Consider the following 13,452-nt stretch of genomic DNA (forward strand, 5'->3'; position numbering starts at 1 on the left):
CCCTTTTACCCATTCAAAGAGCTTTCGATTGTTTCTATCAAAACCTCCTTGCTTACTGGTTTTACAAGGCATGCTGCCGGTTTGCAGGCATAACACTCCTGTAAGGCTTCCCGATCCAATACTCCCGAAAGTATAATAACCGGAATCTGGGAACCCTCTAAATTCCTTTGTATCATATTCATTACATTTGCCCCATTATAAAGCGGCATCTGATAATCTAACAAAATCAAATCCGGCGTATTTTTTATTAAATAATTTAATGCTAATTTCGCCGAATTTATAATTATCACATTGTAATCATCATGCAAATAACTGTCGATTATCTTTAAATATGACATATCATCATCAATTGCCAATATTGTTTTACGGTTCTCTCTGCTGCTCTTTTCTTCAAAAACCTCCATTACTTTTTGACGCAGGGTTTCCTTATCTACCGGTTTTGCTAAGTAACCATCCACTCCCAACACTACAGAATTCATAACAGTATCTTTATCTCTTTTTCCAGTTACCAATACTACCGGAACATTGATACATTCCTTCAATTTTCGAAACTGTTCCAGTGTTTTAAACCCATTCATCCCCGGCATATCTACATCCAAAAGAATTACATCCATATGTTGTTGCTGTACTACCTCTATGGCCTGTCTTCCTCCCGTTGCGGTAAATACTTCCGATATCCCTGCCAAATATAAACTCATGGTTTCTAATGCCTGTACATCATCGTCAACTATTAATACATTCGGTCGCACATTTTCCATATCTCATCCTCTTTTGTCATACTTTTTTTTGTTTTGTTTATAAATACACAAAAAAATTATATCATATACACTATGATGTTTGCAATATGTAGCTTAACTGTATTTTTACACATATAATTTACGCGCCGAACACCTAAACATTCGACGCGTGCTTGTATTTCTTCTAAAAGCTTTGCATACACTGCTGATACTTTTGCTTTGCTTCTTCCATCTTTTGTGTATCTGCGGAAGGGGTTGGATAAAATCCTCTATCATGCATCATATTAAATACTTCCTGCTGAATGTCATGTTCCTTTTCTAAGCAATCTAAAATAGCATTTCTTACATTTTCGTGTACACACTCATTGGAAAACGTATTATACAAAGTGGTTGCTGATTTTTCTGCGGATAATGCATCCGCTAATACTTCTTTTTCTGAATAAAGTGGTTGCTGCATATTTCTCCTCCTAACCTAACAAAGAATACAAAGAACGAAAATGCTCTTTGTGCTCATTTGCGATTTCTGTAAATTTTGCTTTTACCTCTGCATCGGTACTATGCTCTGCCAACATCTGAAACTTTTTAATCAAAAGTTCTTCTCCCGGAAGCAAATCATTTAATGCGGACAATTCTTTGTCTGATAACTGATTCATGGAAAATCTCCTTTCATTTCTACTTTTTTATGTCACATAAAATAAATTTCCCTGTTCCTGTACAAAATATTCTGCTATACTAAATTTATATAAAAAAAGGGGGACATTTTTATGTCAACATCAACATTATCCGCTATACTTTCTGTTGGCATTCTTACAATTTCTGTTCCTATTCTGGTACTGATTGTTTGGTGCGTAAAAACGAAAGCAAAAGTATTGCCCGCACTTACAGGGGCTATCATATTTTTAATCTTTGCCCGTATTTTGGAAATGTTTCCGCACATTTTCTTTCTTTATATGGACACCCCTGTTTCCCGCATCATTACGGCTACACCGATTTTATATGCCCTGTATGCCGGACTCGTTGCAGGACTTTTTGAAGAAACCGGACGCTTTGTAGCATTTCGCTTTTTACAGAAGAAAACTTCCGGAAAAGAAACAGCTATTACTTATGGTATCGGACACGGTGGATTTGAATCTATGTCTGTGGTAGGCTTTGGATTTATTCAATATTTTTCCATTGCTCTTATGATTCATAATGGAAGTATTAACGCTCTCCTTTCTTCTACTACCGGAGACGAACTTACTTCTTTACAATCCATTGTCTCTTTGATTTCTTCTATGACCGTAGGTACTTGTGCATTAACGGTATTAGAACGTGCTTATGCATTTATTTTCCATATTGCACTCTCTGTAATTGTTTACTATGCCGTTCAAAAACCGGAGAAAAAATGGCTTTTTCCTGTGGCAATTCTTCTTCATACCGGACTGGATATTTTTGCAGGACTTTACCAGATGGATGTCTTACCACTCATTGCAACAGAAGCCATTGGTATTATTTATACCGGAGTGGTGACTCTTTGGTCGCACCACATCTATACAACAGACGGAGATACGAATCTTTTTCAAAAGAAAGGCTAACTTATGTACACAGATACCATTACCATAAGAAGAGCAATTCCTGAAGACGCAGCTGCTCTTCTTACAATTTATGCGCCTTATGTAACAGACACTGCCATTACATTTGAATATGAAGTTCCTTCTGTCGAAGAATTTACAAAGCGTATTACCCAGACACTCGAAAAATATCCATACTTAGTGGCTGAATATCAGAACGCACCTGTGGGATATGCATATGCTTCTTCTTTTCATCCACGGGCGGCTTACGTCTGGTGTGCAGAAACTTCTATTTACATACAACAGGATTTTCATGGTCGAGGTGTGGGAAAATTACTCTATGCGGAACTGGAAAAACAACTGGTACAACAGCATGTATTAAATCTAAATGCCTGCATTGCTTATCCGAATCCTGGCAGTATTGCTTTTCATAAAGCTTTGGGATTTACCACAATCGGACATTTTCATAATTGCGGTTTTAAGCTGAATCGCTGGTATGATATGATTTGGATGGAAAAAATGATTGGTGAACACAACATTCCACCTGAACCTTTTGCTCCGGCGCATTAGTTATTACATTTATTATATTTTCCGTTAATAAGAGACAATGTATACCCAAAATAACTTATTTTTCCATGGGAAAAGATACATCTATCAGTCAAGAAAGCTATGACCGAATGACTATGTATATAGGTGCTGCCGGACAAGGAATATTTATTATTGGAGAAAACCAAAAAGAAGTCTTTCTAAAACCAGATATGGCACTGGTTGTACCACCGAAAACTTTATGTGGAATGCAAATATCAGAAGGACTGGTGTATTATGAAGAAGGTAGCATTGCTAACATGGATGTATTAAGTAACCCTACTATGAAGTATGTGCTTATGGCATTTGATGAAGGCACCGGGCTTACTCCTCACCGTTTCCTTCCAATGCTATTGTCTTTGCATTGGAAGGAAACGCAACTATCGGATATGAAGATACCGATTATGAATTAAAAGCCGGTGAGTGTTTCCGCTTTGAGAAAAATGGTCTTCATAGTGTTACTGCAAATGGAAAATTCAAAATGGCACTTTTACTTGTATTAGAATAATCTATATCTTAGAATAAAGAGTTTGCTCGGACTCTTTCTTTTCGTTATTTTCCCCATCTTTTTGCTAATTTTTTTCTTACAATCATAAAGCATATTACATGTGCTGAAAAAGTAATAATCCAGCTAGCCGGATAGGTTAAATACAAAGACGTTGTTGTGTGAAATGGAGCGTGCTGGAAAAAGGTGAAAATCCACAACAGCCTTAATCCACAGGCTCCTACCAACGATACCAGCATCGGCATAACGGAATATCCCAATCCTCGTAGTGAGCCTACCATAACATCCATCATTCCACATAAGGCATAAGTTCTGGCAATCACACCCATTCGCTTCATTCCAGCCTCCATAACAGCCTCGCTGGAAGTATACATTCCAAGTAATGGATGTCCGAAAAATACTGCCATATTTCCAAGTACAATTCCTACTACAATAACACAAAGCTCCGCTGTATATAGGATTTTATTGACTCGTTCATATTTTGCCGCTCCTATGTTTTGGCTGGTAAAGGAAATGGCTGCCTGATGGAACGCATTCATAGATACATATACGAATCCTTCAATATTTGCCGCCGCTGAATTTCCTGCCACTACGGTTGCTCCGAAGGAATTTACCGATGCCTGAATAATTACATTGGATATGGAAAAAATGATTCCCTGAAAACTTGCCGGCAACCCTATCTGCAATATTTTCAAAAACTTCTGTGGGTAAATCCGTAAGCTCTTCCATTCCAGACGAATACCACCTTCGCTTCTTCGCATACAACGAATAACCAAAAACGCCGAAATACACTCGGAAATTACCGTTGCAAGTGCTACTCCTGCCACTGACATCTTTAAAACAATGACAAATAAAAGATTCAGTGCCACATTGATAATCCCTGCTGCTGTCAAATAATATAGTGGTCGTCTGGTATCTCCCACCGCTCTTAAAATCGCACTTCCGAAATTATAAAGCATTGTTGCTGTCATTCCGATAAAGTAAATTCTAAGATACAAAGTCGCTAACGGAAGCACATCCTTTGGTGTTTTCATCCAGATTAAAATCTGCTTTGCACCAATGCATCCGATTAACGTCAGAGCAATACCACTATATATGCTAACCATAATAGCAGTATGCACTGTCTCTTTCAATTCTTTTTCCTGTTTTGCTCCATAAAAACGTGCAACTAAAACATTTGCCCCAATGGAAAACCCAAGGAAAAAGTTTGTAAGTAGATTAATCAATGCTGTATTGGAACCTACTGCCGCCAAAGCATTATCGCCTACAAAGCTTCCAACTACTATCACATCTGCTGCGTTGAATAATAACTGCAAAATACTGGAACACATAAGAGGTACTGTAAATAGTAGCATTTTCTTTAAAATGGAACCACTACACATATCCATTTCATATTTTTTTGTTTCTTTGTTTTTTGCTTTAAACATTGCTTATCCTTCTTTTACTTTCAATACCGGTGTTCGCAAAATCTGTACTATTAACGGAATCACCATAATAAACCATACGATTGGTTCTGAAAGAATGACTCCGGTATATCCTAAACATGGCACTAAAAGCCATGCCAATACAATTTTTCCTATCATTTCCAAGGAACTGGATACTAACGGTGTAATATGATCTCCGATTCCCTGTAACGCATTTCGTATAATACAGATAAATGCTGTTACATAATAAAACAGTGTATCAAACTTCAAATAATTGGTTGCATTTTCTATAATTACGGTATTTTTACTTCCGGTTACCAAGTGAACCAGCCAGGAACCAATGGTATAACTTGCGATAATCGTAAAGGTACACCAAATGCATGTATAGACAATGGCAACCTTAATCCCTTTCTTAATTCTTCCTATCTCGCCTGCGCCAAGATTCTGACCACAATAAGTAGCCATTGCCTGCCCAAATACACTAAACATAATCATAAATATCTCTGATATTTTTCTTGCTGCCGTATGAGCTACAATAATATCTTCTCCCAGCTTATTGATTGCTGTCTGCAAGGAAAGAGAACCGATATTTACCAGGGAACTCATAAAGCCCATGGATAGACCGGAATTTAACATTTCTCCAATCATATTTTTTTCCATGAATGTAAAATCTTCTCGTTGCAAACGAAGTATATCGTATTTCTTTAGCATGAAAATTATGCATACTATCAATGCTATTAACTGCGCCAATACTGTAGCGATTGCTGCTCCTCGCACTCCTGTCTTTAACACACAGATAAAAAACATATCGCCTACGATATTCAGCACTACCGATATTGCCAAAATAATAAGTGGCGTAATGGTATCTCCTATCGCACGCATTACTGCTGCACATACATCATACAGTAATGTCACAATCATTCCTGCCATAATAATGAAAATATACTCTCTGGCGGTTCCCATTAACTGTTCTGAAATATTTAAAAAACGAAGAATGGGATTTAGGAAAACAAGTCCCAAAACGGTAAGTACTAAGGTAATTCCACCACCTAGTACAAATGATGCCGCTAAAGATTTTCTTAACCGCCTCATATCCTTGGCTCCGAAGCATTGTGCCTGAATAATGGCAAATCCGTTAGCCAGTCCCATCAAAAATCCAATTAACAGACCACTCATTGTACTGGTTGCCCCTACGGCTGCTAATGCATGTTTTCCCAAATAGGAACCTACAATTCTGGTATCAACCAGACTGTAGGTTAACTGTAATAAATTTCCGAAAAAAATGGGAAGTGAAAAAGATAGCAGCAACTTTTCCGGTCTTCCCTTTGTTAAATCTTTCATATCTTTTTCTTACATTCTCTCTGGTGCTTCGAATCCTAACACATCAATGCATGTTTCTAGTACACTTCTTGTTAATTCTAACAACTTAATGTAACCTGCCTGTACCATTGCATCTTCTTCTGCCATAATTTTTGTTTCATGGTAAAAATGATTAAATGCATTTGCAAGGTCATAGATATAAGCACATATCTTATGTGGTGCTGTTTCTTCAAATGCTGTTTCCATAGCTGCATTGAATTTGCTTAACTCTAACATCAGTGCCTTTTCACTTTCTGAATGTGCCGGAAGAATCTTAGCATCCTCTGGCATTGTCTTTTCTGCCTGATATTTTTTCAAAATAGATTTGATACGAACAATTGTATACAAAATATATGGTCCTGTATTTCCTTCAAAAGAAGTAAATCTTTCAATATCAAATACATAGTCCTTAGAAGCCTGATTGGATAAATCCCCATACTTAATTGCAGCTAAAGCAACTACTTTTGCTGTCTCTTTTCCTTCTGCTTCGTCTACGGTATGGTTTTCTGCAATCTTTTTATACATTTCTTCATTAATGGAAGAAACCAAATACTCCAGACGCATGACACCACCTTCACGGGTCTTAAATGGCTTTCCATCCTTGCCGTTCATAGTACCAAAGCCTAAAAACTTCAATTTCGTTTCCGGTTTCACTAAGCCGGTCTTTCTTGCACAACGGAATACCTGTGTAAAATACAATTCCTGACGCTTGTCTACTACATAAATCAACTCATCCGGATTGTAGTCCTTCATACGCCATACAATCGTCGCAAGGTCGGTTGTATTGTATAAAGAAGCTCCATCTGATTTTAAAATCATACATGGTGGAATCTCTTTGGTATCGGTATCTTCTTTTACATCTACTACCAATGCACCTTCGCTTATGTATGCATATCCGTCATCCTTCATCTTCTGTACCATATCCGGGATATACGGCTGTGCATCGGACTCACCTTTCCACAGGTCAAAAGATACATTAAGGTTCTTGTAATTGCGCTTTAAGTCATTTACAGACACATCTAAGATATGTTTTAAAAGTGCATTGTATCCTCTTCTTCCATGCTGAAGTTCATAAGTTGCCTGCATTGCTGCTTCTTTATATGCCGCATCCTGTTTGGACTTCCCACTGGCAGTTGGGTATATCTCTTCTAATTCTGAAATGGTAAATGGTGGTTCTTTTGGATATTCTCCATCATAATTTTCATCAAAATATACAAGCTCCGGTTTACGTTCCTTAAGCTCAGTAATAATAAGTCCCATCTGAAGACCCCAGTCTCCCAAATGTACATCACCAATCATACGATGTCCCATAAACTTACCGATACGTTTTACACTTTCTCCGATGATTGCAGAACGTAAGTGTCCTACATGAAGTGGCTTTGCCACATTTGGTCCGCCGTAATCAATCATAATTGTCTTTGGATTCTTTGCTTTCTCGCATCCAAGACGTTCCTTGTCTGCCTCCATATTTCCAATATAATCTGCTAAATAGGATTCATTTAACTTCATATTCAAAAATCCCGGTTTTACTGATTCTACTGAGGAAAACATTGGATTTTCCTTCAAACTCTCTGCAATTTTATCTGAAATCATAAATGGAGCACATTTATATTCCTTTGCTGCTGCCATGGCTCCATTACACTGATATTCACACAAATCCGGACGATTTGACAATGTTACTTTTCCGTACTTTGCATCATATCCATTATCTTCAAATGCCTTCGTTACTTCAGCACTGATTAAGTCCAACATTTTTTTCATGGTCTGTCCTCTTTTCTTTCACATACTTTCTGAATTCTTCAGAACACTTTACTTTTAATCATAACAAAAAGAGGGGAACTTGTCACCCTCTTTTTTCAGCTTTTCACTTTCAATGTCCACTTTCGGATTCTGAATATCCACTTTTTTTCTTGCCAATATCCGCTTTTTTTCTTGCCAATATCCACTTTTTCAATTAGTAACATCCTATGCAAAAAAATTCTCTGCCAAGGTAAAGGTTCCTACCGTTCCCACTGTTCCTGTCATAAAGATATTTCCTTCTTTATCAAATTCTACGATAAGATTGCCACCTTGCATATGAACAGTTACTTTATCGTCTACTAATCCCATACGTTTTGCTGCGGCTGCTGCGGCACATGCTCCTGTACCTGACGCAAGAGTATAGCCGGCTCCACGCTCGTATATTTCGATAGCAATATTTTCTCTATCCATTACTTTACATATCTGCATATTCGTTCGATTCGGGAAATAAGAAGCTCCTTCTACATAAGGTCCTAAATCTTTTGCTTTCTGTGGCGTAATCTCCTCCATCATAATAACACAGTTTGGATTTCCCACCGATAAGCAGGTTGTATTGTAATCATTATCGTGGAAACGCAAGTGTGCATTTACGATTTCTCCTTCTAATCCTACCAAGGGCAGTTCTGCTCCTGCATATACCGGTTTTCCCATATTTACCCGCATAGTACTTCCGTCTTCGTCTAAAAACTCAATTTCTACGTCTCCAGCCAATGTATTTAATGTAAATTTCTTTTCTTTTACATATCCTTCATCCAGCAGATATTTTGCAAAAATACGCACACCATTTCCACTACGCTCTGCCTCTGAACCATCCGGATTAAATATCTGAACCCGAAGCTTTCCATCTTCTTGAAATGGTCCATATAAAATGCCGTCTGCACCTACACCAAAGTTTCTTCTGCAAAGCATTTCCACATTTCTCTTTTGTAACTTTATCTCGTTTTTATTTGGGTCCAGTACCAAGTAATCGTTTCCTAATCCGTGATATTTTTTCATTGTAATTGTATCCATATATTCTCCCTTCCCAGGTCTCACCGTACCTGCCGCGTAACGTATTTATAATTCTATTATATCGTATCTTTTTGCAAATAATAGCGAATAAATTGCTTGAAACGTTGCAAAAAGTGCGGTATGATATTTGCGTAATGAATTATATTTTGCAGAGGATATTATTATGAATGAACATACAGAACTTTCTTCCAAAAAGGAAAGCGGATACTTACATCAAAACTTTCGCCTTTTTCATTTAAAGGATAAAAAAACACCGGAATTTGAATTCCATTACCACAATTTTAATAAGATTATTATTTTTCTTTCTGGAAATGTTACCTACCTGGTAGAAGGAAAGGCTTACTATCTAAAGCCTTGGGATATTCTTTTGGTAAATCATCATGATATTCATAAGGCTGTCATTGATCCGGGCACCACTTATGAACGCATTATCATTTGGTTGCAAAATGACTTTATTAAATCACAGAAAGACCGTCCGTGCGACCTTTCTGCCTGCTTTGCTACCGCAAATGAAAAGCGTTTTAATCTTATCCGTTTAAATGCTACCTTACAGACAAAAATTCAAACGCTAATCCACTCTCTTGAGGATTCTCTTACCAGTGAAGAATTTGGGCATGAAGTTCTAAGCCAGACATACTTTTTGCAACTTATGGTGTACTTAAATCAGGTTTTCACTCCGGAACAATACGAAGAAAATCAATCTGCTTCCAAGTACGACAAGCAAATTGCTGACATTTTAAAATATATTAACCTGCATCTGGATGAAGATTTATCCAACGAGGCTCTTTCTGAGAAATTTTTCCTTAGCAAATATTACCTTATGCACAAATTTAAGGAAGAAACCGGATATACACTTCACAATTATATACAACAGAAACGACTTATCTGTGCATCAGACATGATAAAAGGAGGCACACCTGTTTTAAAGGCTGCCTCCCAATGTGGTTTTTTTGATTATTCTACTTTTTTGCGTGCTTTTCGCAAAATGTTTGGCATATCTCCGAAGGATCTTATTGTCTGATATAAATTCCCTGAAGTTCAATAAACTCCTGAAGTTCATCCTGTGCATCTTGTGACCATGTTTCACTCAAAGGCTGCTTTGGGGCAGTCTTTTTTGTTTCTTCTATTTCTTTTTTATCTTTTTCTTCTGGCTCTTTCATGCAGATGCACCCTCTTCCTCAGACTCTTCCACAACTTCCGAAACTTCTTCTGCATCTTTCTCTTCTGCTGTGGTGTTATCCTCTGTAAGTTCCTCTCCCACGTTTTCTTCCATTTCTTGCTGCGCTGAAGCCATTTCGGTATCTTGAATAATTTGCTGTAACATACGTTCTTTATCATTTAAGATTGCCTCTACTTTCTCCTGGGTAACCCCATCCATCGGAGTTGTTCCATAGGTATCTGCATTTTTATGACCTTCTATTTCCTGCTGCGCCAAAATTGCCTGCATTTCCTCTGCTTTTTTACACTCGTCTTCTTTCGCCTCGTTTTCTAAGCGCTTTAAAATCTCATCTGCCTTTTCACATTCTTCCTGATTTTGTTTCATGCGCTCTTCTTCCTGGCGTCTCTTCTCTAACTCTTCCTTTGTTATATAAATAACATTCCAGCGTTTTATGATGCTTCTCGCTATTTTCTCTTTTTCATTTCTTTTATCAATCGCATCTTTCATATTATCATTCCTCCAAATACCCTCAGTTTGGAAATCTTTTTACTAATTTTATTTTATCACAAATTTTATATGAATAAAAGTATCAAATTCCGTGCATTCTTTTAATATAAAAATCCCTGGAGGTAACACCATGGCCGTATACAAAGTAGAAATATGCGGAGTCAATACTTCTCGGCTTCCTATATTAAAAGAAGAAGAAAAAAATGCACTTTTTACCAGAATTAAAGCTGGTGACATGCAAGCGCGTGAAGAATATATCAAAGGTAATTTAAGACTTGTCCTAAGCGTTATCAAACGCTTTTCTAATAGTAATGAAAATGTTGACGATTTATTTCAAATCGGATGTATCGGACTTATCAAATCCATTGATAATTTCAACCCTGACATGGGGGTAAAATTTTCCACCTATGCAGTTCCTATGATTATTGGCGAAATACGCCGTTATTTACGGGACAATAATTCCATTCGTGTCAGTCGCTCTTTAAGGGATACTGCATACAAGGTAATTCATACCCGTGAACTATTATCCAAGGAGCTCTCTCATGAGCCAACCTTAGAAGACATTGCAAAAGCATTGGAAATTCCAAAAGAGGATATTGTCTTTGCTTTGGATGCCATTCAAAGCCCTTTAAGTCTATATGATCCCATTTACACTGACGGTGGCGATACCCTTTATGTTATGGATCAAATTAGTGACAAAAAGAACAAGGAAGAAGCTTGGGTAGAAGAGCTTTCTTTAAGCGATGCCATGAAGCGGTTAAATGAACGGGAAAACTATATCATTAAACTCCGCTTTTTCGAAGGAAAAACACAAATGGAAGTCGCTGAAGAAATCCACATCTCCCAAGCTCAAGTCAGCAGATTGGAAAAATCCGCCTTAAAAAATATGCGAAATTATCTTTCTATTCCTCCCACTTATCACAGAGGGAATTAATCTGATCTGCAAACTTGCCTAATTCTTTATTTGGTCTGCCTTCACATTTACGAATTACAGCCATAAGCCGCTCGCCTGCTGCAACCAGTCGTGCGAACACATTAGAAACCATACGAGTATCTTTCTTTTTCTTCTGCGTCATCTCACGGCTGCCCTGCGCAATACATTCATTGGTAAGCAAATCGTAAATGTCTCCGCTATAAGGTGCTATGGACGGAATTCCGGTATCCTGTTCTACCAGTTGTGCAAAATGGTCGCATACCTTGTCATCACCATGTACAACAAATACTCTCTGCGGCTTTTTTTCAAATGCTTCTATCCACTTTAATAAATGTGGCTGATCTGCGTGTCCGCTAATTCCTGCAAGGTTTTCAATATGGGCGCGCACCTCAATGGTTTCTCCAAAAAGTTTTACCTCTTTTGCTCCACTTAACAGGTGATTTCCCAAGGTTCCCGGGACCTGATATCCTACAAACAAAATAGTAGAATCTTCTCTCCACAAATTATGTTTTAAATGATGTCGTATTCTTCCTGCTTCACACATACCGGATGCGGAAATAATTACAATGGGCTTATTAATAAAGTTAATCATTTTCGATTCATCACTGGTAATTGCTGTTTTAAGTCCAGGAAATCCGATTGGGTTAATACCCTTTCCTACTAATTCTCTTGCTTCTTCATCAAAACATTCTTCTACACTCTTGTGGAAAATATTAGTAGCCTCTACTGCCAACGGACTATCAATATACACTTCAAAATCCTGATATTCCGGCAATAAATTTTCTGTCTTTATTTTTCGCATAAAGTACAGCATTTCCTGTGTTCTTCCTACCGAAAAGGCTGGAATCACCAGATTACCGCCTCGCTGAAAAGTTTCACGACATACCCGTGCTAACTCTTTTGCATAATCCGGTGGATTCTGATGTACACGGTCTCCATAAGTGGATTCCATGATAACATAATCTGCTTCTTTTATGTACTGTGGATCTCGAATCAATGGTTTGTTTCCATGACCAATATCTCCGGAAAATACTAACTTTATTTCTTTTCCATCCTCTTGTGCCCAAACCTCAATACTGGAAGAACCTAATAAATGTCCTACATCAATAAAACGAATGGTAATGTTTTCTGAGATTTTGATTTTTTCCTCATAGGTACAAGGAATAAAGTGTTCCAATACTCCCATAGCATCGTCCATATCATACATTGGCTCTACTAATGGTTTTCCTGCACGTTTTGCCTTACGATTTCGCCACTCTGCTTCAAACATTTGAATATGTGCAGAATCCTTTAACATAATATTACACAACTCTGTGGTTGCCGTAGTCGCATATATTTTACCTCTGAATCCACGACTATATAACAAAGGTAACAAACCTGAATGATCGATATGAGCATGTGTTACTAACACACAATCAATTTCTGCTGCATTTACGGGAATATCCTGATTCACATAAATGTCTGCACCCTGTTCCATTCCACAGTCTACTAACAGTGTTGTATCTCCCACTTGTAAATAATGACAACTTCCGGTTACCTCATGAGCTGCCCCCAAAAATTCCAGCCTCATACTACCATCTCCAATCCATTATGTTCGTGCCCGCTCGATTCCGCTTGGCTTCTTCTCGCTCACGGGCTTTCGCCTTTCCTCTTCACGGCTTTCTCGCCGTGCCCGCTCGATTCCGCTTCGCTTCCTCTCGCTCACGGGCTTTCGCCTTTCCTCTTCACGGCTTTCTCGCCGTGCCCGCTCGATTCCGCTTCGCTTCCTCTCGCTCACGGGCTTTCGCCTTTCCTCTTCACGGCTTTTTCGCCGTGCCCGCTCGATTCCGCTTCGTTTCCTCTCGCTCACGGGCTTTCGCCCTATCAAAAAAGTAATATCCA

Annotated in this window: 16 protein-coding genes; 6 read left to right on the forward strand and 10 right to left on the reverse strand. The window is 38.1% G+C overall.

Going from position 1 to position 13,452, the window contains the following annotated elements; translation table 11 throughout:
• Positions 1–5: 5 nt before the first annotated feature.
• The 3 genes from KQI83_RS02070 to KQI83_RS02080 form a co-directional block, all read right to left on the reverse strand.
• Positions 6–758: a response regulator gene (locus KQI83_RS02070; protein ID WP_216554353.1), complete on the reverse strand. Its 753-nt coding sequence runs from the start codon at positions 756–758 to the stop codon at positions 6–8.
• 163 nt (positions 759–921) lie between these two features.
• The gene (locus KQI83_RS02075) at positions 922–1,194 is read right to left on the reverse strand and encodes a spore coat protein (RefSeq protein WP_216554355.1); all 273 of its coding nucleotides are present in this window, start codon (positions 1,192–1,194) and stop codon (positions 922–924) included.
• A 10-nt stretch (positions 1,195–1,204) separates the two neighbouring features.
• Positions 1,205–1,390: a ferritin-like domain-containing protein gene (locus KQI83_RS02080; protein WP_216554357.1), complete on the reverse strand. Its 186-nt coding sequence runs from the start codon at positions 1,388–1,390 to the stop codon at positions 1,205–1,207.
• 111 nt (positions 1,391–1,501) lie between these two features.
• On the opposite strand from KQI83_RS02080, the gene KQI83_RS02085 reads away from it, so the two are divergent.
• From KQI83_RS02085 to KQI83_RS17180, 4 genes are all read left to right on the forward strand, one after another.
• Entirely contained in the window at positions 1,502–2,311 is an 810-nt protein-coding gene (locus KQI83_RS02085; RefSeq protein WP_216554359.1) for a YhfC family intramembrane metalloprotease, read from the forward strand.
• 3 nt (positions 2,312–2,314) lie between these two features.
• Positions 2,315–2,857 carry a GNAT family N-acetyltransferase gene (locus KQI83_RS02090; RefSeq protein WP_216554361.1) on the forward strand — a complete coding sequence of 181 codons (543 nt, stop codon included), beginning with the start codon at positions 2,315–2,317 and terminating at the stop codon, positions 2,855–2,857.
• A 107-nt stretch (positions 2,858–2,964) separates the two neighbouring features.
• Complete coding sequence (locus tag KQI83_RS02095) at positions 2,965–3,285, forward strand: hypothetical protein (protein WP_253295469.1); 321 nt, start codon at positions 2,965–2,967, stop codon at positions 3,283–3,285.
• On the forward strand, positions 3,237–3,380 hold the full coding sequence (locus KQI83_RS17180; protein WP_253295470.1) for a hypothetical protein: 144 nt from the start codon (positions 3,237–3,239) through the stop codon (positions 3,378–3,380). Before KQI83_RS02095 ends, KQI83_RS17180 begins: the two co-directional genes overlap by 49 nt.
• Positions 3,381–3,424: 44 nt before the next feature.
• Here KQI83_RS17180 and KQI83_RS02100 read toward each other — a convergent pair whose 3' ends face one another.
• The 4 genes from KQI83_RS02100 to dapF all read right to left on the reverse strand — a co-directional run bounded on the left by KQI83_RS02100 (position 3,425) and on the right by dapF (position 8,971).
• Entirely contained in the window at positions 3,425–4,804 is a 1,380-nt protein-coding gene (locus tag KQI83_RS02100; RefSeq protein ID WP_216554363.1) for an MATE family efflux transporter, read from the reverse strand.
• 3 nt (positions 4,805–4,807) lie between these two features.
• On the reverse strand, positions 4,808–6,142 hold the full coding sequence (locus tag KQI83_RS02105; protein ID WP_216554365.1) for an MATE family efflux transporter: 1,335 nt from the start codon (positions 6,140–6,142) through the stop codon (positions 4,808–4,810).
• 9 nt (positions 6,143–6,151) lie between these two features.
• Positions 6,152–7,921 carry an arginine--tRNA ligase gene (gene argS / locus KQI83_RS02110; RefSeq protein WP_216554367.1) on the reverse strand — a complete coding sequence of 590 codons (1,770 nt, stop codon included), beginning with the start codon at positions 7,919–7,921 and terminating at the stop codon, positions 6,152–6,154.
• A 204-nt stretch (positions 7,922–8,125) separates the two neighbouring features.
• Positions 8,126–8,971: a diaminopimelate epimerase gene (dapF, locus tag KQI83_RS02115; protein ID WP_216554368.1), complete on the reverse strand. Its 846-nt coding sequence runs from the start codon at positions 8,969–8,971 to the stop codon at positions 8,126–8,128.
• A gap of 163 nt (positions 8,972–9,134) precedes the next feature.
• Between dapF and KQI83_RS02120 the strand changes: the two genes are divergently transcribed.
• Positions 9,135–9,992, forward strand: a complete 858-nt coding sequence (locus KQI83_RS02120) for an AraC family transcriptional regulator (RefSeq protein ID WP_216554370.1) — start codon at positions 9,135–9,137, stop codon at positions 9,990–9,992.
• Here KQI83_RS02120 and KQI83_RS02125 read toward each other — a convergent pair.
• Both KQI83_RS02125 and KQI83_RS02130 read right to left on the reverse strand, forming a co-directional pair.
• A complete protein-coding gene (locus tag KQI83_RS02125) occupies positions 9,982–10,131 on the reverse strand; it encodes a hypothetical protein (RefSeq protein WP_216554372.1) in 150 nt (49 codons plus the stop codon). The genes KQI83_RS02120 and KQI83_RS02125 overlap by 11 nt on opposite strands.
• Positions 10,128–10,637 (reverse strand): hypothetical protein, encoded by a 510-nt coding sequence (locus KQI83_RS02130; RefSeq protein WP_216554473.1) that lies wholly within the window; start codon positions 10,635–10,637, stop codon positions 10,128–10,130. Before KQI83_RS02130 ends, KQI83_RS02125 begins: the two co-directional genes overlap by 4 nt.
• A gap of 130 nt (positions 10,638–10,767) precedes the next feature.
• Here KQI83_RS02130 and sigG point away from each other — a divergent pair, with 130 nt between their 5' ends.
• Entirely contained in the window at positions 10,768–11,571 is an 804-nt protein-coding gene (gene sigG / locus KQI83_RS02135; RefSeq protein ID WP_216554373.1) for an RNA polymerase sporulation sigma factor SigG, read from the forward strand.
• Here the strand turns inward: sigG and KQI83_RS02140 are convergent.
• Complete coding sequence (locus KQI83_RS02140) at positions 11,540–13,141, reverse strand: MBL fold metallo-hydrolase RNA specificity domain-containing protein (RefSeq protein WP_216554375.1); 1,602 nt, start codon at positions 13,139–13,141, stop codon at positions 11,540–11,542. The two genes, sigG and KQI83_RS02140, sit on opposite strands and share 32 nt — an antisense overlap.
• Positions 13,142–13,452 lie beyond the last annotated feature (311 nt).

The organism is Roseburia sp. MSJ-14 (assembly GCF_018918225.1).
Lineage (GTDB): Bacteria > Bacillota > Clostridia > Lachnospirales > Lachnospiraceae > Petralouisia.